The organism is Chromobacterium sp. Rain0013 (assembly GCF_015291765.1).
In the GTDB taxonomy this organism is placed as follows: Bacteria; Pseudomonadota; Gammaproteobacteria; order Burkholderiales; family Chromobacteriaceae; genus Chromobacterium; species Chromobacterium haemolyticum.
In genome coordinates, this window is record NZ_CP031514.1 from 1046791 (window position 1) to 1067371 (window position 20581).

Below are 20581 nucleotides of genomic sequence, written 5' to 3' on the forward strand. Positions count from 1 at the left end.
TTGTCAGGCGGGGCGGGGACGAGGAATCGCCTATTTTTTTAGGAAAAATCCTATGTCCGCTTGCCGGCGGTTCTGCTGGAATTTGCCTTGCTGCCGAACCCTTGGGTTTCGGCGTATTTCTGACGCCTGGCATCCGCCAGGCGTACCGGCAACGCAGTTGGAAAGATGGGCGAGGACGCGGCTTTATGAACCAGGCGGGCAAGATATCGGCGGAGACACGGGAGCGCATTATCGCGGCGGCTACGGAGTTATACGAGAAGTCCGGTCGCAAGCGGCACCCCGCCGTGGACCAGGTCCGCCAACTGGCGGGCGTGGACATGGACTCCGCCAGCGTGGTGCTCAAAGACTGGCGGCGAGTGCAGCCGGCGACGGCGGCGGCCTTGGACGGGGAGGTGCCGGAAGGCGTCAGCCAGGCGGGGCTGGCCGCGTTGGAAGCGATCTGGACGCAAGCCAAGGCGCTGGCCAACGACAGCTTGAGCGCCGCCCAGGCGGCCTGGGAGCGGGAGCGGGCCGAACTGGATCATCTGCGCGCCGAGCTTGCCGACGCCTTCGAACGTCAGGCAGCGGAGCTGGACGCCACGCGCCGTCAGCTGTCGGCTTCCTTGGCCTTGACCGCGCAGCAGGCGCAAGACCTGGCGGTGGCGCAGCCGCAGGCGGAAGCGTTCCGAGAGCGCATGGACAAGGCCGAGGCCCGCGTCGGCGAATTGGAGCGGGAGCTGTCCGAGGCGAAAAGCCAGTTGTTGAAAGCTCAGAGCGAGTTGCGCCTGAGCGCCGCGGACAGCCAAGCGGCGGAAACCGCGCTGGCCAAGCTACGCGGCGAATTGCTGCAAGCCGGCGCCAGCGCCGCGATGAAGGCGGAAGTGGCTCGGATCAATACGCCTCCCAAACCGATGGCCGCGCCGGAGCCCGGCGACGAGGAGCCCTCCTTGACGGCCGCTTATACGCCGCAGCCGGCCGCCGAGGACATTCTGAAGTTTCGTTGATGCGTAGCGCGGCCGCGGTCAGTGTTGGGGAATCAGCACGTCGGCGCACAGCACGTGCATGATTTCGTCGATTTCTATCGCCATCGAGATGGTTACGCAGGAACGGGTGTCTGTCATCGACAGATACGGCTCGCTCATATACAGCACGCCGGGTTGGTCCACCGCATGTTGAAAGTAGCTGCGCCGAGACCAGACCGCGCCGGTGGTATCCAGCAGCGGCGCGAACTTGGGGTTGGCGGCAGCTTGCGGCTGGCGGCTGTTGAGGTTGCGGCCGATTTGGCGTCCGGCGCTGTCCAGCAGGAAGCAGCGCACCACGTCCGGCAGCGCCAGCATCGGCTTGGCGGCCAAGTCGAACGGCGTGCCTTGCATGAGCGAGATGGCGCTTTGAACAAAGGATTGTCGCGCCAGCTCGATCTGGCGCCGGGTCAGTTTGCGTTTCAGCAGTTCGCGCGCCATCAGTTCATCCCAGCGCTCATCGATGCGCGGGGTGATGATGTGGTCCTGATCCGGCTGGTCGCTGGGGTGGGCGACGAAATAGCCTTGCACCAAATCGCAGCCCGATTCCAGCGCGATCAGAACATCCTGATCGGTTTCTATCCCTTCTTCCACCACCAAGGCACCAATTTCGTGCATCAGCCGCACCAGCTTGGCCAGCAGATTGCGGGTGCGTGGCTGATGGACGGCGGCGCGCAGCAGGTGTCGGTCGAATTTGACCAGGTCCGGCTCTAGCTGGCAGACCCGGTCCAGATTGGAGTGGCCGACGCCGAAGTCGTCGATGGCGATTAGAAACCCGCTGCTTTTCAGTACATTGACGCCTTCAATCAGCGCCTCGTCCACTTCCAGCACATGTTCCAGCACTTCCAGCACCACCTGGCTGGGGTCCAGCCCGGCGGCCTTGATGCTGTTGGCCAAGGCCATCGCGCGTTCTGGCCGCGACAAGGACGCGGCGTCGATATTGAGAAACAGCCAGCAAGGGTGGTCGCTCTGCATCTGGCTGAAACGGACGGCATGGGCTTCGCTCGCGGCCAGATCCAACTGGTGGCGGCGTTCGGGAGAGACTACGGAGTAAAAGGCCTCCGCCGGCGTCAGCGGCGAGGTGTCCTGTCTGGCGCGCAGCAAGGCTTCCATTCCTATCGTGCGGCGATGGGCCAGGCTGTAGATAGGCTGGAAGTGACTGCCGAGTTTCAAGCCGGCATGCTCGAATTCTTTCATGGAATAGCTGCCCTCCGTGGCGCGGACTCTATGGCCAGTATTGTTTTTTTGCCTGAAGCAATTGGCATTCCAGTTTAGTGCATCGCCATTAAAAATAAAAAACGGGCCAAGAGGCCCGTTTGGATAAAGATGTTAAAAACCTTATTACTGTTGGATGCCCGCCACCAACCACTTGCCGTTGGTGCTGTCGTCCTTGATGTAGTGCCAGTATTCGGTGAACGGCTCGGCCGGCGCGTTTACGGCTTCGCTGACCATGCCGGAGAAGCGCACGCTGGCGATATAGCGGTTGCCTTCGGTGCTGGCTTCGGACAGCTGGCAGTCCAGCTGCGGGAAGTCGGCCACGTCGGTATTGCCGGCGATGTCCTCGCGCAAGGCGTTGAACAGGTCCGGCGTCATGTACTTGCGCACTTCTTCCAGGCTTTCCGTGCTGTTCAAGCTTTGCAGGTGCAGGAAGGTGGCCTTGGCCTGACGCAGGAAGTTCGGGGTTTCCGTGCCGTCCGGCAGGCGGGCCGGGGCGTCGTAGGCCGCCGCCGCGCCGAAGGCCGGCTGCGCGCCGCCCAGGCCGGAGCCGATTTTCGGGATGGAGTCGAAACGCGCCGGCTCCTGATAGCCTCCCATGTTCTGCGGCATGCCTGCCGGCTGCGCCGAGCCCATGGCCGGACGCGCCGCTCCGGCCTTGCGGCGGAAGAACATATAGCCGCCTACCAGCACCAGGCCCAGCAGGGCCAGCGTGCCCCAGGGCATGCCGCCGCTCTTCTGCGGCTGCTGGCCTTGGGCTTGCGCCGCGAGGGCCGGATCTGCGTTGCCGTTAGCCGTGGCGGGAGCTTGCTGTTGGCCGCCTTTGTCGCTCATGGCGGAGCCCAGCATATAACCGGCTGCCGCGCCGGCCGCGCCGGCGGCTACGGCGGTGCCGATGCCGGGGCCGGACTTGGGTTGAGCTTGAGCCGGCGCAGGCGCTTGCGCGGGCGGAGCCACCGGGCGTGCCGGCGCTTGTTGTTGGTAAGAACGGGTGGGGGCCGAGCGCTGCATGCCGGCGCTCTTGCCTTTACCTAGGCGGGCCGCTTCCGCGAACGGGGCGGCCAACATGGAAACCATGGTGAAGGCGAGCATGATCGTCTTCGCGCGGGTGGTCATATTTGCTTTTTTCCTGAGTGGTTGGTATCGCCCCGGTATGACTGGAGCGCAAAAAATTAGTTCGGGGTCAATGGCTGAATTTCAATGACTTGCGCATGGTTTTTTTCCACGCGGAAGCGCACGTTCCACTGGTGCAGCGCCACGCCGTAAATCCGTTCCGGGTCGTCCTGGTAGGCCGGGCGCGGATCTTGGGCCAGCACCTGTTCCACCAGCGCGGCGAAATCGTCCGGCAGGCTGGCTTCGGTGGCCAGTTGCGCGTGAGCTGCGGCGTCCCAGCCCACGCTCAATTGCGGCGGCGGGCCATCGACGAAGCCGCCGCGGGCGTCGGCCCTGGCTTCGACGAAGGGTATATAGGGCTTGATGTCCAGCACCGGGGTGCCGTCCAGCAGGTCGGCGCCCTCCAGCGTCAGCATTACCTTGGGCTGGGTGTCCACGCGCAACAGCCGCACCAGTGACAGGCCCAGCGGATTGGGGCGATGGGTGGCGCGGCTGGCGAATACGCCGACTTTGGCGTTGCCGCCCAGCCGCGGCGGCCGTACTAGCGGCTGCCAGCCGCGGTCGGCGGTTTGATGAAACACGAAGCTGATCCAGACGTGGGAAAACGCGTCCAGACCGCGCACCATGTCGGGGTGGTCGTAGGGCGGCAGCAGCTCCAGCGTGATGCGGGCGGCGTTGACCAGCGAGGGCTGGCGCGGGATCCCGAATTTCTCGCGGTAGGGCGAATGGATCACGCCTATCGTTTCAAAGGTGTAACTCATGGCCGGATTGTAGCATCCGACCATGCGCCAAGCGCTTGTCGCTAGCCGACGAAGTGCTTGTTGTAGCGGCTGCTCAGCCGGCCCATGGGCAGCAGCATGAAGAAGTCCGCGCAGTTGAAGTCCGGGTCCCAGGCCGGCTCGCCGCAGATATAGGCGCCGGCGCGCAGATAGCCCTTGATCAGCGCCGGCATCGGCGCGGAGGGGGCGTCGTCGCAGACTCGGTCCAGAGGCAGCGGCAGGTGGGGGAACACCCGCCATTCCGCCGGCGACAGGTGCTTGGCTTCCAGTTGACGGTACAGACTGACCGCCTGGTGGCCGCCGTCGCTCAGCGACACGCTGGCGCAGCCGGCCAGGTATTGACCGCCGTGCAGTTGAACGTAGTCGGCCAGGCCGGACCAGAGCAGGGCGATCACCGCTCCGGAGCGGAAATCGCGGTGCACGCAGGAGCGGCCCACTTCGATCAGGCCGGCGCGCAGGTGGGCCAGCCGGGTCAGATCGAACTCGTGCTCGGAATACAGGCTGGGCGCGCGGCGCGCCATGGCCGGGGACAGCATGCGGTAAGTGCCCACCACCAGGCCGCTGGCGGCGTCTTCCACGATCAGGTGGTCGCACAACTCGTCGTACTCGTCGCAATCGATGCCTAGATCGCTCGAGGCGAGCTCCGCGCCCATTTCTCCGGCAAACACATCGAAGCGCAGCTTCTGCGCGCGGCGGATATCCTGCGCTTCACTGGCCACGCGCACGCTCAGGCGCGGTTTGGCGCTCACGGCAAGCTGTTCATTTAGCAGCATGTTTTGCTCCCTTTTGTGGTGAGCCCCATGCTAGGCAGCTTGTTTGACGCGGCGATGTCTTTAATATGACTATCGGGTGACCGGCGCTTGACGCCGCGGTTACCAGCTGGATTTATTGAAATCAACGACTTACGCTGGTTAAGGATTTGGCGTAGAATAGGCCGTTTTTCCGTTCGATTTGCTCTTTCCGACAAAGCCATGATTTATCCGACAAACTTCGACGTGATAGTGGTGGGCGGCGGCCATGCCGGCACCGAGGCCGCTTTGGCGGCCGCGCGCATGGGCTGCAACACCCTTCTTTTGACGCACAACATCGAGACGCTGGGTCAGATGTCGTGCAATCCGTCGATCGGCGGCATCGGCAAGGGCCATCTGGTCAAGGAAGTGGATGCCCTGGGCGGCGCAATGGCGCTGGCCACCGATATCGGCGGCATCCAGTTCCGCACGCTGAACGCCTCCAAGGGCCCGGCGGTGCGCGCCACCCGCGCGCAGGCCGACCGCATCCTGTACAAGGCTGCGATCCGCGAAATGCTGGAGAACCAGCCCAATCTGACCTTGTTCCAGCAGCCTGTGGACGATCTTCTGGTTGAAGGCGACCGCGTCGCCGGCGCCATCACCGCCATTGGCATCACTTTCCGCGCCAAGACCGTGGTGTTGACCGCCGGCACCTTCCTGTCCGGCAAGATCCATGTGGGCATGGAAAACTATACCGGCGGCCGCGCCGGCGATCAGGCCGCGTCCACGCTGGGCGCGCGCTTGCGTGAACTCAACCTGCCGGTAGGGCGCCTGAAAACCGGCACGCCGCCGCGCATCGACGGCCGCAGTGTCGACTTCTCCGTAATGGAAGAGCAGCCGGGCGACACGCCGGAGCCGGTATTCTCCTACCGCGGCAGCCGCGCGCTGCACCCCAAGCAGCTGCCGTGCTGGATCACCCACACTAATGAACGCACCCACGAGATCATCCGCTCCGGTTTCGACCGCAGCCCGATGTTCACTGGAGTGATAGAAGGCGTGGGCCCGCGTTACTGCCCGTCTATCGAAGACAAGATCAACCGTTTCGCGGACAAGGATAGCCACCAGGTCTTCCTGGAGCCGGAAGGCCTGACCACGCACGAGTTCTACCCCAACGGGATTTCCACCAGCCTGCCCTTCGACATCCAACTGGCGGCGGTGCGTTCGATCCGCGGCATGGAAAACGCCCACATTCTGCGGCCTGGCTATGCGATCGAATACGATTATTTCGATCCGCGCGGTTTGAAGGCCTCTCTGGAAACCAAGGCGATCCAGGGTCTGTTCTTCGCCGGCCAGATCAACGGCACCACCGGCTATGAAGAGGCCGCCGCTCAGGGCCTGCTGGCCGGCATGAACGCCGCCTTGTTCGCCCGGGACCAGGCTAGCTGGTGCCCGCGTCGCGACGAGGCCTATCTGGGCGTGCTGGTGGATGACTTGATCACCAAGGGCGTGGCCGAGCCCTATCGCATGTTCACCAGCCGCGCCGAATTCCGCTTGCAGTTGCGCGAAGACAACGCCGACCTGCGCCTGACCGAGATCGCCCGCCAGCACGGCCTGATCGGCGATGCCCAATGGGACAGCTTCTGCCGCAAGCGCGACGCGGTGGAGGCGGAGAAGGCGCGGTTGAAAGCCACCTGGCTGCACCCGTCTCGGCTGAGCGACGCCGCCGCGCTGCAAGCGCTGCTGGGCAAGGCGATTGAACGCGAGTACAGCCTGTACGATTTGCTGAAACGCCCCAACGTCGCCTATGCCGATTTGATGACCTTGCCGGAGGCCGGCGGCGCGGTGGCTGACGAGGCGGTTGCCGAGCAGGTGGAAATTCAGGTCAAATACCAAGGCTATATCAACCGCCAGAACGAAGAACTGGCGCGCCGCGACAACCTCGAGGACGTGCGCCTGCCGGCCGATATCGACTATGGTCTGGTCAAGGGTCTGTCCAAGGAAGTGCAGCAGAAACTGAACCAGCAACGCCCGGAGACCCTGGGGCAGGCTTCACGCATCCAGGGCATCACCCCGGCGGCGGTTGCTCTTTTGATGGTCCACTTGAAACGCGGCTTTGCCGACGCAACGAAAACCGCATGACACATACCACAGAACTACAACAAGGCCTGTCGCAGCTGAAACTGGAACTGAGCGACGCGCAAATCGATTTGCTGGACCGCTACCTGGCGCTGCTGGCCAAGTGGAACCAGACTTACAACCTGACCGCTGTGCGCGAGGAAAAGCGCATGGTCAGCTACCATCTGCTGGATAGCCTGAGCCTGGTGCCGCATCTGGACGGCGGCAGCCGTTTGCTCGATGTGGGCTCCGGCGGCGGCATGCCCGGCATTCCGGCGGCGATCGCCCGCCCGGACTTGCAGGTGGTGCTGTTGGATTCCAATCATAAGAAAACCACCTTCCTGCGCCAGGTGGTGGTGGAGCTGGGCCTGCCCAATGTACAGGTGATGACCGAGCGGGTAGAGGCTTACCAGCCGGAGCAGAAGTTCGACCGCATCACCAGCCGGGCGTTTTCCGAACTGGCCGAGTTCGTCAAGCTGACCCGCCACCTGTTGGCGGAGCAGGGTCAATATGTCGCAATGAAGGGTGTCTATCCTTACGAGGAAATCGCCTTGTTGCCGCAGGGTACGGTGGTTTCCGAAGTATTGCCGGTGATAGTGCCGGGCCTGGATGCCGAACGGCACCTGGTGAGAATGCGCCTGGAAGGGGTGGGTGCGCAATGAATTCAAGGGTGATCGCGGTCGCCAACCAGAAGGGCGGGGTCGGCAAGACCACGACTGTGGTGAATCTGGCGGCGGGCCTGGCCGACTTGGGCCGGCGCGTGCTGATTGTCGATCTCGACCCGCAGGGCAATGCCACCATGGGTAGCGGCATCGCCAAGCAATCCCTGAAGTTGTCCGGCTACGACGTGCTGCTGGGCGAGGCCTCGGTTGAAGAGGCGCGCCAGCCGGCGAAGGAGGGCGGCTACGACGTGCTGCCCGCCAACCGCGATCTGGGCGGCGCGGAATTGGAACTGGTCAATGAGCTGGCGCGCGAGGCGCGGCTGAAGAACGCGCTGCAGGCGGTGGAGGAACAGTACGACTACGTGCTGATAGACTGCCCGCCGTCGTTGAACCTGCTGACATTGAACGGACTGGTGGCGGCGCACAGCGTGCTGATCCCGATGGTGTGCGAATACTATGCGCTGGAAGGCCTGTCGGACCTGGTGGCGACCTTGCGCAAGGTGCGGGTGGCGGTGAATCCCAAGATCGAGATCATGGGGTTGCTGCGAACCATGTTCGACGCGCGCAATAATTTGTCGCAGCAGGTGTCCGAGCAACTGGCCCGCCATTTCGGCGCCAAGGTGTTCGACACTGTGATCCCGCGCAATGTGCGGCTGGCGGAAGCGCCCAGCCACGGCTTGCCCGGCCTGGTCTACGATCGCGCCTCGCGCGGCGCTCAGGCTTATCTCGCGCTGGCGCAAGAGCTGGCGGACCGGCTCGAGCCCGCAACCACAACTCCCTCCGTCTAAGCAATATGGCCAAATTAAAAGGATTGGGGCGCGGCTTGGACGCGCTCCTGTCCACTGCCGAGACAGTGGACGACAGACTCACCTCCCTGCCCATAGACAGCATCCGTCCCGGCAAATACCAGCCGCGCAGCTTCATGGACGAAGCCGCGCTGGATGAGTTGGCCGCTTCGATTCGCGCTCAGGGCGTGATTCAGCCGCTGGTAGTGCGAGAGATCGGCTTCGGCGATTACGAATTGATCGCCGGCGAACGGCGCTGGCGCGCTTCGCGCAAGGCCGGTTTGACCGAAGTGCCGGCGGTCATCAAGAGCGTGCCGGACGAGGCTGCGCTGGCGATGGCGCTGATCGAGAATATCCAGCGCCAGGAGTTGGACCCCATAGAAGAGGCACAGGGGCTCAAGCGCCTGATCGACGAGTTCGGCCTGACCCACGAGGCCGCGGCCGACGCGGTGGGTCGTTCGCGCAGCGCGGTCAGCAATCTGCTGCGCCTGTTGGCCTTGCCGGAACCGGTGCAGACCATGTTGCATCAGGGCCGGCTGGAGATGGGCCATGCTCGCGCTTTGCTGGCGTTGCCAGTGGTGGAGCAACTGGGCTTGGCGCAGGAGGTGGGCGACAAAGGCCTGTCCGTGCGCGAGGTGGAGCGCAGGGTACAGCAGAAAGCTGTGGAAAAAACCACAGTCGCACCGCAGCAAAAACGTACAGACCCGGATGTGACGAGGTTGGCTGAACAAGTGTCGGAACGCATAGGGGCCCGGGTCAGCATTCGTCACGCAAACCGTGGCAATGGCAGGCTGGTCATAGAATATGCGACGCTGGACGAGCTGGAAGGCTTGCTGGAAAAGCTGCAGAAAAGTTCAGAAAAATGAGGATGTTGCGCCGCAGCATACCAATGACACGCAAGTTGACGCAAATCAAGCAGGAAGCCTATAATTCGGCGGTTTTTTTGCTGGGTCAACATGGTTAATCCGGAAGTTAAGCGTATACTGCGCCTGCAGTGCACTCTGGTGGGTGTCGCACTGTTGATTGGAGTGGTTGCAGGGGGAGGAAACCTGGCCATTCCGGTTTCTGTCTTGCTTGGCGGATTGTCGGCCTTGGTGCCGGCCCTGGTGTACGCCAGGATCGCCTACGCCAAGCGCCATGTCGCCCCCGCGGAACTGATGAAAGCGCATTTCAGGGCCGAGGCGGTCAAATACGTCCTCACCATCCTGATATTTGGCGCGACTTTGGTATTTTTCAAGGATTTATCGATAGTCGGTCTTTTTGGCGGATTTTTTGCCGCCGTATCCGGCTACTGGTTCGGGCTTTTAATCAAAAATTGAGAAAATGAGCGATGGCAAGCAACGCAACTGACTACATCAAGCACCACCTCACCTTCTGGAATTCGGATCCTTCCGCCGGCTTCTGGAGCCTGCACCTTGATACCTTTTCCATTTCCTTGGTTCTCGCTTTCATCTTCGCCGGCGTGTTCGCCGTCGTGGCGCGCCAGGCCAAGCTGGAGAATCCGGGCCGGCTGCAGTTGTTTGTGGAAAGCATCGTCGAGATGGTGGACAAGCAGGTGCGCGACGTATTCCACGGCCAGAGCAAGGTGATCGCTCCGTTGGCGCTGACCATTTTCTGCTGGATCTTCCTGATGAACTTCATGGACCTGCTGCCGGTGGATCTGCTGCCGTCGCTGGCCCAGTGGGTGGGTTACACCTTCTTCGGCGCCGAGCCGCATCATGTCTATTTCCGCGTTGTGCCGTCCGCCGATGTGAACGCCACTTTCGCGATGTCCTTGTCCGTGATGTTCTGCATCATCGGTTTCTCCATCAGCGCCAAGGGCGTTGGCGGCTACACCAAGGAGCTGTTCACCGCGCCGTTCCATGCCGAAGGCACCGTGGGCAAGATCTTGCTGGCCCCGGCCAACTTCCTGCTGCAGATGGTTGAACTGCTGGCCAAGCCGATTTCGTTGTCCCTGCGTTTGTTCGGCAATATGTATGCCGGCGAAATGATCTTCATCCTGATCGCGCTGCTGCCGTGGGGCTTGCAGTGGATCCTGGGCGCGCCGTGGGCGATCTTCCACATCCTGATCATCACCCTGCAGGCCTTTGTGTTCATGATGCTGACCATCGTGTACCTGAGCCTGGCGGTGGAAGCGCACTAATACCGGTTTCTTTGTTTTACCTTTGTTTCTTTAGCTTTTTTACCAACCATCCTTGATTAAGTCTTAGGAGATACACAATGGAAGCACTCGTTTCTCAGATCCAGTCCATGACCGTACTGGCCGCTGCCCTGATCATTGGCCTGGGCGCCATCGGTACTGCTCTGGGTTTTGCCATCCTGGGTGGCAAATTCCTCGAGTCCTCCGCCCGTCAACCGGAAATGATTCCGGTTCTGCAAACCAAACTGTTCATTCTGGCCGGTCTGCTGGACGCCATCTCCATGATCGGTGTTGGTATCGCCATGCTGTACACCTTCAATAACCCGTTCCTGTCCGCCGCCCTGGCCGCTCTGAAAGCCGGCGCTTAATTTTTAAGCGGAATTGGTTGTTGCAGTAATACTACTGGAGGAAAACAAGCGTGGAATTTAACGTAACACTACTGGGTCAGGCGATCACGTTCGCCATCCTGGTATGGTTCACCATGAAGTTTGTTTGGCCTCCGCTTACCAACATGATGGATGAGCGCGCCAAGCGCATCGCAGACGGCCTGGCCGCCGGCGAGCGTGGCAAGCAAGATCTGGAAGCCGCTGAAAAGCGCGTTGCGGACGAACTCCGCAAGGCTAAACAGCAAGCGACCGAAATCGTGATGGCCGCTGAAAAGCGCGCCAGCCAGATCGTGGACGAGGCCAAGGATGCCGCACGCGTTGAAGGCGCGCGCATTGTGGCCGACGCCAAGTCTGAGATCGATCAGGAAGTCCTGCGCGCCAAGGAAGTCCTGCGCGCGCAAGTGGCCGACCTGGCGGTTGCGGGTGCAGAGAAGATCCTGCGCAAAGAGATCGACTCGGCCAAGCACGCTGATCTGCTTGCCTCCATCAAAGCGGAGTTTTAATTAACTCATGGCAGAACTCATTACCGTAGCTAGGCCCTATGCCGAAGCGGTATACAGCCTCGCCACCGAGCAGCACGCCACCCAGCAATGGTCGGAATCGCTGTCGTGGCTGGCTGCCATGGTGAAGAACCCGGATTTGGAAGCCGTCATCACCAATCCGAAACATACCGCACAAGAGCTTGAGGCGCTGATGCTGGACGTTCTGGGCACGCGCGGCAATGAAGACGTAAAACGTTTTCTGGCCGCGCTGATCGAGAACAGCCGTTTGACGCTGCTGCCGCAAATCGCCGAACAGTTTGAAGTGTTCAAGGCGCAAGCGGAAGGCGTTGTGGATGCCGTGGTGGAAACGGCGTTTGCATTGAACGATGCGCAGAAGGCCGAACTGACCGACACGCTTTCCAAGAAGTACGGCAAATCCGTACGGATTGATGTGCGTGACAACCCTGACCTGATCGGCGGGGTTCGTGTGTTGGTAGGCGACGATGTCATCGACGCTTCCGTGCGCGGCAAACTGCAAGCCATGGCAGTAAGCCTCAAGAATTAGGAGAGATCATGCAGTTGAACCCCTCTGAAATCAGCGATCTGATCAAGGCGAAGATTCAGAACCTGGCCGAAGGCGCAGAAACCCGTACCAAAGGTACCGTGATTTCCGTGACCGACGGTATCGTTCGTATCCATGGCCTGGCAGACGTGATGCAGGGTGAAATGCTCGAATTCCCGGGCAACACCTTCGGCCTCGCGATGAACTTGGAGCGCGACTCTGTCGGCGCCGTGGTTCTGGGCGAGTACGAGCACATCTCGGAAGGCGACGAAGTTACTTGTACCGGTCGCATTCTGGAAGTTCCGGTGGGTCCGGAACTGATTGGCCGCGTGGTCAACGCCCTGGGTCAGCCTATCGACGGCAAGGGCCCGATTAACGCCAAGCTGTCCAGCCCGATCGAAAAGATCGCGCCGGGCGTGATTGCGCGTCAATCGGTATCCCAGCCGATGCAAACCGGCCTGAAAGCCATCGACTCGATGGTTCCGGTTGGCCGCGGTCAGCGCGAGCTGATCATCGGCGACCGCCAGACCGGCAAGACCGCGGTGGCGCTGGATGCGATCATCAACCAAAAAGGCACCGGCGTAGTGTGCATCTACGTGGCGATTGGCCAAAAAGCCTCCTCCATCGCCAACGTGGTGCGCAAGCTGGAAGAGCACGGCGCGCTGGGCCACACCATCGTGGTTGCCGCGACCGCTTCCGAAGCCGCCGCGCTGCAGTTCATCGCTCCGTACTCCGGTTGCGCGATGGGCGAATACTTCCGCGACATCGGCGAAGACGCGCTGATCGTATACGACGACCTGTCCAAGCAGGCTGTCGCCTACCGTCAGATTTCGCTGCTGCTGCGTCGTCCGCCGGGCCGCGAAGCCTACCCCGGCGACGTGTTCTATCTGCACTCCCGTCTGCTGGAACGCGCTTCCCGCATCAATGAAGACGAAGTGGCCAAGCTGACCAACGGCGAAGTGAAAGGCAAGACCGGTTCCCTGACCGCGCTGCCCATCATCGAAACCCAGGCCGGCGACGTTTCCGCCTTCGTGCCGACCAACGTGATTTCGATCACCGACGGTCAGATCTTCCTGGAAACCGACCTCTTCAACGCAGGTATCCGTCCGGCCATCAACGCCGGTATCTCGGTATCCCGCGTTGGCGGCGCCGCGCAGACCAAGGTGATCAAGAAGCTGGGCGGCGGTATCCGTCTGGCCCTGGCCCAGTACCGTGAACTGGCTGCGTTCTCGCAGTTCGCTTCCGATCTGGACGAGGCTACCCGCAAGCAACTGCAACATGGCGAAGTGGTAACCGAGCTGATGAAGCAGAAGCAGTTCATGCCGCTGGCCACCGCCGAAATGGCGTTGACCCTGTGGGCGGTGAACAAGGGCAGCTACGAAGACGTTCCGGTGAAGAAGGCCCTGGCTTTCGAAGCGGCGTTCCTCGCCTATGTGCGCGCGAACCATCACGATGTGTTGGCCGCGGTGAACGCTTCCGGCGACTTGTCCGGCGACAACGAGAAAATCCTGGCCAAGGCGATGGAATCGTTCAAGGCTGGCTTCAGCTACAACTGAGTCTTTTCGGTTAACGCAAACAGTTACTAGGAAAGGTTCAGGATATGGCAGTCGGCAAAGAGATTCTCACCAAGATCCGAAGCGTGCAAAACACGCAGAAGATCACTCGCGCAATGCAAATGGTGGCGACCTCCAAGATGCGCAAAACGCAAGAGCGTATGCGCGCTGCCCGTCCTTACGCCGAGAAGGTGCGCACAGTCATGGCGCACCTTGCTCAGGCGAACACGGATCTTGAGCACCCGCTGTTGCAAAGCCGCGACGTAGTCAAACGCGCCGGCATCATCCTGATGACCTCCGACAAGGGCCTGTGCGGCGGCTTGAACGTGAATACGCTCAAGCGCTTCTTCGCCCAAGTCAAGGATCTGCAGGAGCAGGGCATCGAAGTCGATGTCTGCTGCTTGGGCCAGAAAGGCCTGGCGGCATGCCAGCGCGCGCGCCTCAACGTCGTGGCCAGCGCAACCCAGCTCGGCGATGTGCCGAAGATGGAAAAACTGATTGGCCCGCTTACGGTGCTGTTCAAGCAGTACGCCGAAGGCGAACTGGACGCGCTCTACATCGTTTACTCCCGTTTCATCAATACGATGAAGCAGGAGCCGGCGACTGAACAGCTGCTGCCGCTGACTTCGGAACACATGGTGGTGGAGCACTCGCACTCGTGGGATTACCTGTACGAGCCGAATGCGCTTTCCGTGATGGAGTTCCTGGTCAAACGCTACATCGAGTCCGTGGTGTTCGAGGCGATGGCCGAGAACATGGCCTCCGAGCAAGCTGCCCGCATGGTGGCGATGAAATCCGCCACGGATAACGCCGGTAACACGATCAAGCAACTGCGCCTGGTGTACAACAAGGCTCGTCAGGCTGCGATCACTACCGAGTTGTCTGAAATCGTGGCAGGCGCCGCAGCGGTGTAAGCCGTCGCAGACTGAAAAAGTTTAATGTTTAGGAACCGATAATGAGCCAAGGTAAAATCGTACAAATCATTGGCGCGGTGATCGACGTGGAATTCCCGCGCGACGCCATGCCAAAGGTTTATGATGCCCTGAAGCTGGTTGATGCCGACCTGACGCTCGAAGTCCAGCAGCAGCTGGGCGACGGCGTGGCGCGCACCATCGCCATGGGTAGCTCTGACGGCCTGAAGCGTGGCATGAGCGTAGTCAACACCGGCGCACCGATTTCGGTGCCGGTGGGCAGCGCCACCCTGGGCCGCATCATGGATGTCTTGGGCAACCCGGTGGACGAAGCCGGCGCGGTAGCGACCGATGTTCGCCGCGCCATCCACCAGCCCGCTCCGAAGTTTGACGAGCTCTCCCCCGCCACCGACCTGCTGGAAACCGGCATCAAGGTGATCGACCTGCTGTGCCCGTTCGCCAAGGGCGGCAAAGTGGGCCTGTTCGGCGGCGCCGGCGTGGGCAAGACCGTCAACATGATGGAACTGATCAACAACATCGCCAAGGCACACTCCGGTTTGTCCGTGTTTGCCGGCGTTGGTGAGCGCACTCGTGAAGGTAACGACTTCTATCACGAGATGAAGGACTCCAACGTTCTGGACAAAGTGGCGATGGTGTACGGCCAGATGAACGAGCCGCCGGGCAACCGTCTGCGCGTAGCGCTGACCGGTCTGACCATGGCCGAGCATTTCCGCGACGAGAAGGACGAAAGCGGCAAAGGCCGCGACGTGCTGTTCTTCGTGGACAACATCTACCGCTACACCCTGGCCGGTACCGAAGTATCCGCGCTGCTGGGCCGTATGCCTTCCGCCGTGGGCTATCAGCCGACGCTGGCGGAAGAAATGGGCCGTCTGCAAGAGCGTATTACTTCTACCCGCGATGGCTCGATTACGTCCATCCAGGCCGTATACGTACCTGCGGATGACTTGACCGACCCGTCTCCGGCGACCACCTTCGCCCACTTGGACGCTACCGTGGTTCTGTCGCGCGACATCGCTTCGCTGGGTATCTACCCGGCGGTGGATCCGCTCGACTCCACTTCGCGCCAGCTGGATCCGCTGGTGGTGGGCGACGAGCACTACACGGTTGCCCGTGGCGTGCAGTCCACCCTGCAGCGTTACAAGGAACTGCGCGACATCATCGCGATTCTGGGTATGGACGAATTGTCCGAGGAAGACAAACTGGTCGTGGCTCGCGCCCGTAAGATCCAGCGCTTCCTGTCCCAGCCGTTCCACGTGGCTGAAGTATTTACCGGCTCGCCGGGCAAATACGTGCCGCTGCGCGAAACCATCAAGGGTTTCAAGGCCATTCTCGCTGGCGAGTACGACCATCTGCCGGAACAAGCGTTCTACATGGTTGGCTCCATTGAAGAAGCTGCCGAGAAAGCCAAGACCCTTAACTAAGGAGAGGGCTGATGTCCAAGATGCGTGTGGAAGTGGTCAGCACCGAGCAAATGATCTTCTCCGGCGAAGCTGAATTCGTGGTTGCGCCGGCTACCGAAGGCGAGATCGGTGTGTATCCCCAACACGTGCCGCTCCTGACCCGTATCAAGCCCGGCGTGCTGCGTCTGAAAGTGCCGGGCAGCAGCGAAGAAGTTCTGGTGGCAGTGTCTGGCGGCATGATGGAAGTGCAGCCCAGCCTGATCACCGTGCTGGCGGATACGGCGATTCGCGGCGAGGATCTCGACGAGGCCCGCGCCAATGAGGCAAAACGCGCTGCGGAGGATTCCCTCAAGCACGCCACCGACGACCTCTCCACCGCGAAAGCGCACGCTGCTCTGGCAGTGGCCATCGCGGAGTTGAAGGCGCTGGATTTCCTCAAGAAGCGCGCCCACTGATAAGAGATGTAATCGTGTATAGTAGGCTGCCACGCAAGTGGCAGCCTTTTTCCGTTTTCGACTCGTGAAAAACCATGGATAGTCTCAGCATCGTCATTCTCGCTGCCGGCAAAGGCAAGCGCATGTATTCCTCCAAACCCAAAGTGCTGCACCCCATCGGCGGGGAGCCGATGTTGGCGCGGGTGATCCGCACCGCGCGCGCGCTGAAGCCGGCGCGCCTGATCGTGGTGTACGGCCACGGCGGGGAACAGGTGCGGGCAGCCATCCCGGACGCGGACCTGATCTGGGCGGAGCAGGCCGAACAACTGGGCACCGGCCACGCGCTGAAGATGGCTTTGCCGCATCTGCCGGCGGACGGCAAAACCATGGTGCTGTACGGCGACGTGCCGCTGACCAAGGCGGATACGCTGCGCCGCTTGGCCGATGCCGCCGGCGCGGGTATGGCGGTGCTGACCGACGTGCTGGACGACGCCAGCGGCTACGGCCGCATGGTGCGCGGCGCGGACGGCAAGCTCCAAGCCATCGTCGAGCACAAGGACTGCACGCCGGAGCAATTGGCTATCCGTGAAATCAACACCGGCATGATGGCGCTGCCCAACGCGCGACTGGCCGGCTGGCTCGCCGCGCTCAACAATGGCAACGCGCAGGGCGAATATTATCTGACCGACGTGCTGGCTCTGGCGGTGGCGGACGGCGTGAGCGTGGACAGCGCCAGCGTCGACGCCAGCTGGGAGGCGGCAGGCGTCAACAACAAGGTGCAATTGGCCGAGCTGGAGCGCATTCTGCAGCGCAACCAGGCGCACGCTTTGCTGGAGGCCGGCGTCACGCTGGCGGACCCGGCGCGCATCGATCTCCGCGGCGAGCTCGCCCACGGCATGGATGTCAGCATCGACATCGGCTGTGTGTTCGAAGGCGTGGTGGAGTTGGGCGACCAGGTGGAAATCGGCGCGCATTGCGTGTTGAAGAACGTCAAAGTGGCCGCCGGCACCAAGATCGCGCCGTTCTCGCATCTGGAAGACGCGATGGTGGGCGAGGGGTGCAGGATCGGGCCTTACGCCCGGCTGCGCCCAGGCGCCCAACTGGCCGGCCACGTGCATATCGGCAACTTCGTCGAAGTGAAGAAGAGCATTATCGGCGAAGGCTCCAAGGTCAATCACCTGAGCTATATCGGCGATGCCGAGATTGGCGGCAAAGTGAATGTGGGCGCCGGTTCGGTAACCTGCAATTACGACGGCGTCAATAAATTCAAGACCGTGATTGGCGACAACGTCTTCGTCGGCTCCGGCACCCTGATGGTGGCGCCGGTGACGCTGGAATCCTACAGCACCATAGGCGCCGGCTCGGTGATCAGCCGAACCGCGCCGGCCGGAGAGCTGACAGTGGCGCGCGCGCGTCAGGTCACGGTGCCGGGCTGGAAGCGGCCTCAGAAAAAGACCGACTGATTCCATTTTCCGGCCAAGCGGCGCCCATTCTCCTGATTTGGAGGATGGGCGCCGTTTTTCATGGCGGCATTCTTGCGACAGCCCCTTGCCGCTACGCGACGGTTCCGCGCGAAAGGCTTGTCAGCGCCGAAGGTGCGCTGCTATGATCGAGAAACTTTCGAAACGAAACTTGTGATGACCAAACGAAATACTCAGCAACGCCGTCACGCCATTGCCGCCCTGGTGCAGGAACGCGGCGAAGTCAGCGTGGACGAGCTGACCAAGCGTTTCTCCACCTCCGAAGTGACCATACGCAAAGACCTGGCCCTGCTGGAAACCGGCGGGCTGCTGCTGCGCCGTTACGGCGGCGCGGTGTCCTTGCCGTCGGAGATGGTGGTCGAGGAAGACGCGGAACAGGTTTCAAAACGAAAGATCGCCATCGCTCGCGCCGCCGCCGAGCGCCTCCGCGACCATAACCGCGTGATCATAGACAGCGGCACCACCACCAGCGCGATGATTCCGCTATTGGGCAATAAGCGCGGCCTGGTGGTGATGACCAACTCCCTGAACGTGGCCGGCGCGCTGCGCGAGCTGGAGAACGAACCCACGCTGCTGATGACCGGCGGCACCTGGGACCCGCATTCCGAATCCTTCCAGGGCCAGGTGGCGGAACAGGTCTTGCGTTCCTATGATTTTGATCAGCTGTTCATCGGCGCCGATGGCATCGATCTTGAACGCGGCACCACCACCTTCAATGAACTGGTGGGCCTGTCGCGCGTGATGGCCGAAGTGGCGCGCGAAGTCATCGTGATGGTGGAGTCGGAAAAGATAGGCCGGCGCATCCCCAATCTGGAATTGCCGTGGGAGCGCATTCATACCCTGGTAACCGACGACGCCTTGTCGATGGAAGCCAGAGCCCAAATTCAGGCGAAGGGCATTGCGCTGATCTGCGCGTCCTCGCCCACTGATAGTTCAAGGAGAAAGTAATGTGCGGCATTGTCGGCGCCATCGCGGCGCGTAATGTGGTTCCGGTACTGGTGGACGGCCTGAAGCGGCTGGAATATCGCGGCTACGACTCCGCCGGCGTGGCGGTATTGGCCGGCGACGCCATCCGTCGCGTGCGCCGCGTCGGCCGCGTCGCGGAGATGGAAAACGCCGCGGCGGAAGAAAGCCTGCAAGGGCAGGTGGGCATCGGCCACACCCGCTGGGCCACCCACGGCGGCGTTACCGAGCCCAACGCCCACCCGCACGTGTCCTTCGGCAAGATCGCGGTGGTGCACAACGGCATCATCGAAAACCACGAAGAGCAGCGCGAGCGCCTGAAAGGCCTGGGCTACGCCTTTGAATCGCAGACGGACACCGAAGTCATCGCCCACCTGGTGCATCACTACTACCAGGCCGGCGACAGCCTGTTCGACGCAGTCAAGCGCGCCAGCCGCGAACTGACCGGCGCTTACGCCATCGGCGTGATCGCCGTGGACCGCCCGGACGAACTGGTGTGCGCGCGCATGGGCTGCCCGCTGTTGGTGGGCCTGGGAGACGGGGAAAACTTCATCGCTTCCGATGTTTCCGCCATCGTGTCCGCCACCCGCCGCGTAATTTTCCTGGAAGAGGGCGATATTGGCCGGCTGACCCGCGACGGCGTAGAGTTGCTGGACAAGGACGACCAGCCGGCGCTGCGTCCGGTGCATGTGTCCGACGTATCGCTGGCCTCGCTGGAACTGGGCCCGTACAGTCACTTCATGCAGAAGGAAATCCACGAACAGCCGAAGGCGCTGTCCGACACCATAGACGCGGTGCAGGACTATGGCTTCAATCCCGAGCTGTTCGGCGAGCGCGCCGGCGAAGTGCTGCCGCAGCTGGAAGGCGTCAAGATCCTGGCCTGCGGCACCAGCTACTACGCCGGCCTGACCGCCAAATACTGGATCGAAACCATCGCCGGCGTGCAGTGCGATGTGGAAATCGCCAGCGAATACCGCTACCGCAGCGCCTGGGCCAACCCCAATTACCTGGTGACCACTATTTCCCAGTCCGGCGAGACGCTGGACACTATGGAAGCGCTGAAATACGCCAAGGAACTGGGCCACCACTACGCGCTGTCGATCTGCAATGTGCGCGAATCCGCGATCCCGCGCGCCAGCGAACTGGTGTTCTTCACCCGCGCCGGCGCGGAGATTGGCGTGGCCTCCACCAAAGCCTTCACCACCCAATTGGTGGGCTTGTTTGCGCTGGCGGTGACGCTGGGCAAGGTGCGCGGCAAAGTCAGCGCGGCCGACGAGGCGCGCTACCTGGACGAATTGCGCCACCTGCCGGGCAGCGTGCAGCACGCCCTGAACCTGGAGCCGCAGATCAAGGCCTGGGCCGACAAGTTCGCGGCCAAGGACAACGCGCTGTTCCTGGGCCGCGGCCTGCATTTCCCGATTGCGCTGGAAGGCGCGCTCAAGCTGAAGGAAATCTCCTACATCCACGCCGAAGCCTACCCTGCCGGCGAGCTCAAGCACGGCCCGCTGGCGCTGGTGGACGAAGACATGCCGGTGGTGGTGATCGCCCCCAACGACGCGCTGCTGGAAAAAGTGAAATCCAATATGCAGGAAGTGCGCGCGCGCGGCGGCGAGCTGTTTGTGTTCGCAGACCTAGACAGTCATTTCAGCGAATCCGACGGCGTGCACGTGATCCGCACCCCGCGCCATGTCGGCGTGCTCAGCCCGGTGGTGCACGCCATCCCGGTGCAGATGCTGGCCTACCACGTGGCGCTGGCGCGCGGCACCGACGTTGATAAGCCACGGAACCTGGCCAAGAGCGTGACGGTGGAGTAAGGCGGGGTTTGGCCCACGGGCGTTGATCTAAAAGAATAA

The 20581-nt window shown here is 62.0% G+C and carries 21 protein-coding genes; 17 read left to right on the forward strand and 4 right to left on the reverse strand.

Features of this window, described 5'->3' with window-relative positions; genetic code table 11:
- Positions 1-185: 185 nt before the first annotated feature.
- Positions 186-983 (forward strand): DNA-binding protein, encoded by a 798-nt coding sequence (locus tag DXT74_RS04960; protein ID WP_194427435.1) that lies wholly within the window; start codon positions 186-188, stop codon positions 981-983.
- Between the two features lie 18 nt (positions 984-1001).
- Here the strand turns inward: DXT74_RS04960 and DXT74_RS04965 are convergent, their stop codons facing one another.
- The 4 genes from DXT74_RS04965 to DXT74_RS04980 form a co-directional block, all read right to left on the reverse strand.
- The gene (locus DXT74_RS04965) at positions 1002-2195 is read right to left on the reverse strand and encodes an EAL domain-containing protein (RefSeq protein ID WP_043640611.1); all 1194 of its coding nucleotides are present in this window, start codon (positions 2193-2195) and stop codon (positions 1002-1004) included.
- A gap of 144 nt (positions 2196-2339) precedes the next feature.
- Positions 2340-3329 carry a Tim44 domain-containing protein gene (locus tag DXT74_RS04970; protein WP_043640608.1) on the reverse strand — a complete coding sequence of 330 codons (990 nt, stop codon included), beginning with the start codon at positions 3327-3329 and terminating at the stop codon, positions 2340-2342.
- 56 nt (positions 3330-3385) lie between these two features.
- Positions 3386-4087, reverse strand: coding sequence for a tRNA (N6-threonylcarbamoyladenosine(37)-N6)-methyltransferase TrmO (gene tsaA, locus DXT74_RS04975; RefSeq protein ID WP_194427436.1), 702 nt, complete (start codon positions 4085-4087; stop codon positions 3386-3388).
- 41 nt (positions 4088-4128) lie between these two features.
- Positions 4129-4878, reverse strand: coding sequence for a GNAT family N-acetyltransferase (locus tag DXT74_RS04980; RefSeq protein WP_194427437.1), 750 nt, complete (start codon positions 4876-4878; stop codon positions 4129-4131).
- A 198-nt stretch (positions 4879-5076) separates the two neighbouring features.
- On the opposite strand from DXT74_RS04980, the gene mnmG reads away from it, so the two are divergent.
- The 16 genes from mnmG to glmS all read left to right on the forward strand — a co-directional run bounded on the left by mnmG (position 5077) and on the right by glmS (position 20542).
- Positions 5077-6972, forward strand: coding sequence for a tRNA uridine-5-carboxymethylaminomethyl(34) synthesis enzyme MnmG (gene mnmG, locus DXT74_RS04985; protein ID WP_194427438.1), 1896 nt, complete (start codon positions 5077-5079; stop codon positions 6970-6972).
- On the forward strand, positions 6969-7610 hold the full coding sequence (gene rsmG, locus DXT74_RS04990) for a 16S rRNA (guanine(527)-N(7))-methyltransferase RsmG (RefSeq protein ID WP_081554458.1): 642 nt from the start codon (positions 6969-6971) through the stop codon (positions 7608-7610). The genes mnmG and rsmG overlap by 4 nt, the downstream gene beginning before the upstream one ends.
- The gene (locus DXT74_RS04995) at positions 7607-8398 is read left to right on the forward strand and encodes a ParA family protein (RefSeq protein ID WP_043589578.1); all 792 of its coding nucleotides are present in this window, start codon (positions 7607-7609) and stop codon (positions 8396-8398) included. Before rsmG ends, DXT74_RS04995 begins: the two co-directional genes overlap by 4 nt.
- Positions 8399-8403: 5 nt before the next feature.
- Positions 8404-9261, forward strand: a complete 858-nt coding sequence (locus tag DXT74_RS05000) for a ParB/RepB/Spo0J family partition protein (protein ID WP_114152425.1) — start codon at positions 8404-8406, stop codon at positions 9259-9261.
- A gap of 90 nt (positions 9262-9351) precedes the next feature.
- A complete protein-coding gene (locus DXT74_RS05005) occupies positions 9352-9714 on the forward strand; it encodes an ATP synthase subunit I (RefSeq protein ID WP_039755309.1) in 363 nt (120 codons plus the stop codon).
- An 11-nt stretch (positions 9715-9725) separates the two neighbouring features.
- Complete coding sequence (gene atpB, locus DXT74_RS05010) at positions 9726-10538, forward strand: F0F1 ATP synthase subunit A (protein WP_043640594.1); 813 nt, start codon at positions 9726-9728, stop codon at positions 10536-10538.
- Between the two features lie 77 nt (positions 10539-10615).
- Positions 10616-10903 carry a F0F1 ATP synthase subunit C gene (gene atpE, locus DXT74_RS05015; protein WP_019101091.1) on the forward strand — a complete coding sequence of 96 codons (288 nt, stop codon included), beginning with the start codon at positions 10616-10618 and terminating at the stop codon, positions 10901-10903.
- A 50-nt stretch (positions 10904-10953) separates the two neighbouring features.
- Positions 10954-11424: a F0F1 ATP synthase subunit B gene (locus tag DXT74_RS05020; protein WP_043640591.1), complete on the forward strand. Its 471-nt coding sequence runs from the start codon at positions 10954-10956 to the stop codon at positions 11422-11424.
- Positions 11425-11431: 7 nt separating this feature from the next.
- Positions 11432-11968 carry a F0F1 ATP synthase subunit delta gene (locus tag DXT74_RS05025; RefSeq protein ID WP_043640588.1) on the forward strand — a complete coding sequence of 179 codons (537 nt, stop codon included), beginning with the start codon at positions 11432-11434 and terminating at the stop codon, positions 11966-11968.
- 8 nt (positions 11969-11976) lie between these two features.
- Complete coding sequence (atpA, locus tag DXT74_RS05030) at positions 11977-13521, forward strand: F0F1 ATP synthase subunit alpha (protein ID WP_019100514.1); 1545 nt, start codon at positions 11977-11979, stop codon at positions 13519-13521.
- 44 nt (positions 13522-13565) lie between these two features.
- Complete coding sequence (gene atpG, locus DXT74_RS05035; protein ID WP_043640585.1) at positions 13566-14432, forward strand: F0F1 ATP synthase subunit gamma; 867 nt, start codon at positions 13566-13568, stop codon at positions 14430-14432.
- Between the two features lie 41 nt (positions 14433-14473).
- Complete coding sequence (gene atpD, locus DXT74_RS05040) at positions 14474-15871, forward strand: F0F1 ATP synthase subunit beta (RefSeq protein WP_019103741.1); 1398 nt, start codon at positions 14474-14476, stop codon at positions 15869-15871.
- Positions 15872-15882: 11 nt separating this feature from the next.
- Complete coding sequence (locus DXT74_RS05045; protein WP_043640582.1) at positions 15883-16305, forward strand: F0F1 ATP synthase subunit epsilon; 423 nt, start codon at positions 15883-15885, stop codon at positions 16303-16305.
- Between the two features lie 74 nt (positions 16306-16379).
- The gene (gene glmU / locus DXT74_RS05050) at positions 16380-17747 is read left to right on the forward strand and encodes a bifunctional UDP-N-acetylglucosamine diphosphorylase/glucosamine-1-phosphate N-acetyltransferase GlmU (protein WP_194427439.1); all 1368 of its coding nucleotides are present in this window, start codon (positions 16380-16382) and stop codon (positions 17745-17747) included.
- A 174-nt stretch (positions 17748-17921) separates the two neighbouring features.
- Positions 17922-18713, forward strand: a complete 792-nt coding sequence (locus DXT74_RS05055; protein ID WP_194427440.1) for a DeoR/GlpR family DNA-binding transcription regulator — start codon at positions 17922-17924, stop codon at positions 18711-18713.
- Entirely contained in the window at positions 18713-20542 is a 1830-nt protein-coding gene (gene glmS, locus DXT74_RS05060) for a glutamine--fructose-6-phosphate transaminase (isomerizing) (RefSeq protein WP_194427441.1), read from the forward strand. Before DXT74_RS05055 ends, glmS begins: the two co-directional genes overlap by 1 nt.
- The last annotated feature ends 39 nt before the right edge of the window (positions 20543-20581 follow it).

Bases quoted from the DNA above. Each gene is read 5' to 3' on its own strand.
- DXT74_RS05005 (WP_039755309.1), top strand. From the start codon at position 9,352: ATGGTTAATCCGGAAGTTAAGCGTATACTGCGCCTGCAGTGCACTCTG.
- atpG (WP_043640585.1), top strand. From the start codon at position 13,566: ATGGCAGTCGGCAAAGAGATTCTCACCAAGATCCGAAGCGTGCAAAAC.
- DXT74_RS05045 (WP_043640582.1), top strand. From the start codon at position 15,883: ATGTCCAAGATGCGTGTGGAAGTGGTCAGCACCGAGCAAATGATCTTC.
- glmS (WP_194427441.1), top strand. From the start codon at position 18,713: ATGTGCGGCATTGTCGGCGCCATCGCGGCGCGTAATGTGGTTCCGGTA.
- DXT74_RS04980 (WP_194427437.1), bottom strand. From the start codon at position 4,878: ATGCTGCTAAATGAACAGCTTGCCGTGAGCGCCAAACCGCGCCTGAGC.
- mnmG (WP_194427438.1), top strand. From the start codon at position 5,077: ATGATTTATCCGACAAACTTCGACGTGATAGTGGTGGGCGGCGGCCAT.
- tsaA (WP_194427436.1), bottom strand. From the start codon at position 4,087: ATGAGTTACACCTTTGAAACGATAGGCGTGATCCATTCGCCCTACCGC.
- DXT74_RS04995 (WP_043589578.1), top strand. From the start codon at position 7,607: ATGAATTCAAGGGTGATCGCGGTCGCCAACCAGAAGGGCGGGGTCGGC.
- DXT74_RS04965 (WP_043640611.1), bottom strand. From the start codon at position 2,195: ATGAAAGAATTCGAGCATGCCGGCTTGAAACTCGGCAGTCACTTCCAG.
- glmU (WP_194427439.1), top strand. From the start codon at position 16,380: ATGGATAGTCTCAGCATCGTCATTCTCGCTGCCGGCAAAGGCAAGCGC.
- atpB (WP_043640594.1), top strand. From the start codon at position 9,726: ATGGCAAGCAACGCAACTGACTACATCAAGCACCACCTCACCTTCTGG.
- DXT74_RS04960 (WP_194427435.1), top strand. From the start codon at position 186: ATGAACCAGGCGGGCAAGATATCGGCGGAGACACGGGAGCGCATTATC.
- DXT74_RS05000 (WP_114152425.1), top strand. From the start codon at position 8,404: ATGGCCAAATTAAAAGGATTGGGGCGCGGCTTGGACGCGCTCCTGTCC.
- DXT74_RS05025 (WP_043640588.1), top strand. From the start codon at position 11,432: ATGGCAGAACTCATTACCGTAGCTAGGCCCTATGCCGAAGCGGTATAC.
- atpE (WP_019101091.1), top strand. From the start codon at position 10,616: ATGGAAGCACTCGTTTCTCAGATCCAGTCCATGACCGTACTGGCCGCT.
- DXT74_RS04970 (WP_043640608.1), bottom strand. From the start codon at position 3,329: ATGACCACCCGCGCGAAGACGATCATGCTCGCCTTCACCATGGTTTCC.
- DXT74_RS05055 (WP_194427440.1), top strand. From the start codon at position 17,922: ATGACCAAACGAAATACTCAGCAACGCCGTCACGCCATTGCCGCCCTG.
- atpA (WP_019100514.1), top strand. From the start codon at position 11,977: ATGCAGTTGAACCCCTCTGAAATCAGCGATCTGATCAAGGCGAAGATT.
- atpD (WP_019103741.1), top strand. From the start codon at position 14,474: ATGAGCCAAGGTAAAATCGTACAAATCATTGGCGCGGTGATCGACGTG.
- rsmG (WP_081554458.1), top strand. From the start codon at position 6,969: ATGACACATACCACAGAACTACAACAAGGCCTGTCGCAGCTGAAACTG.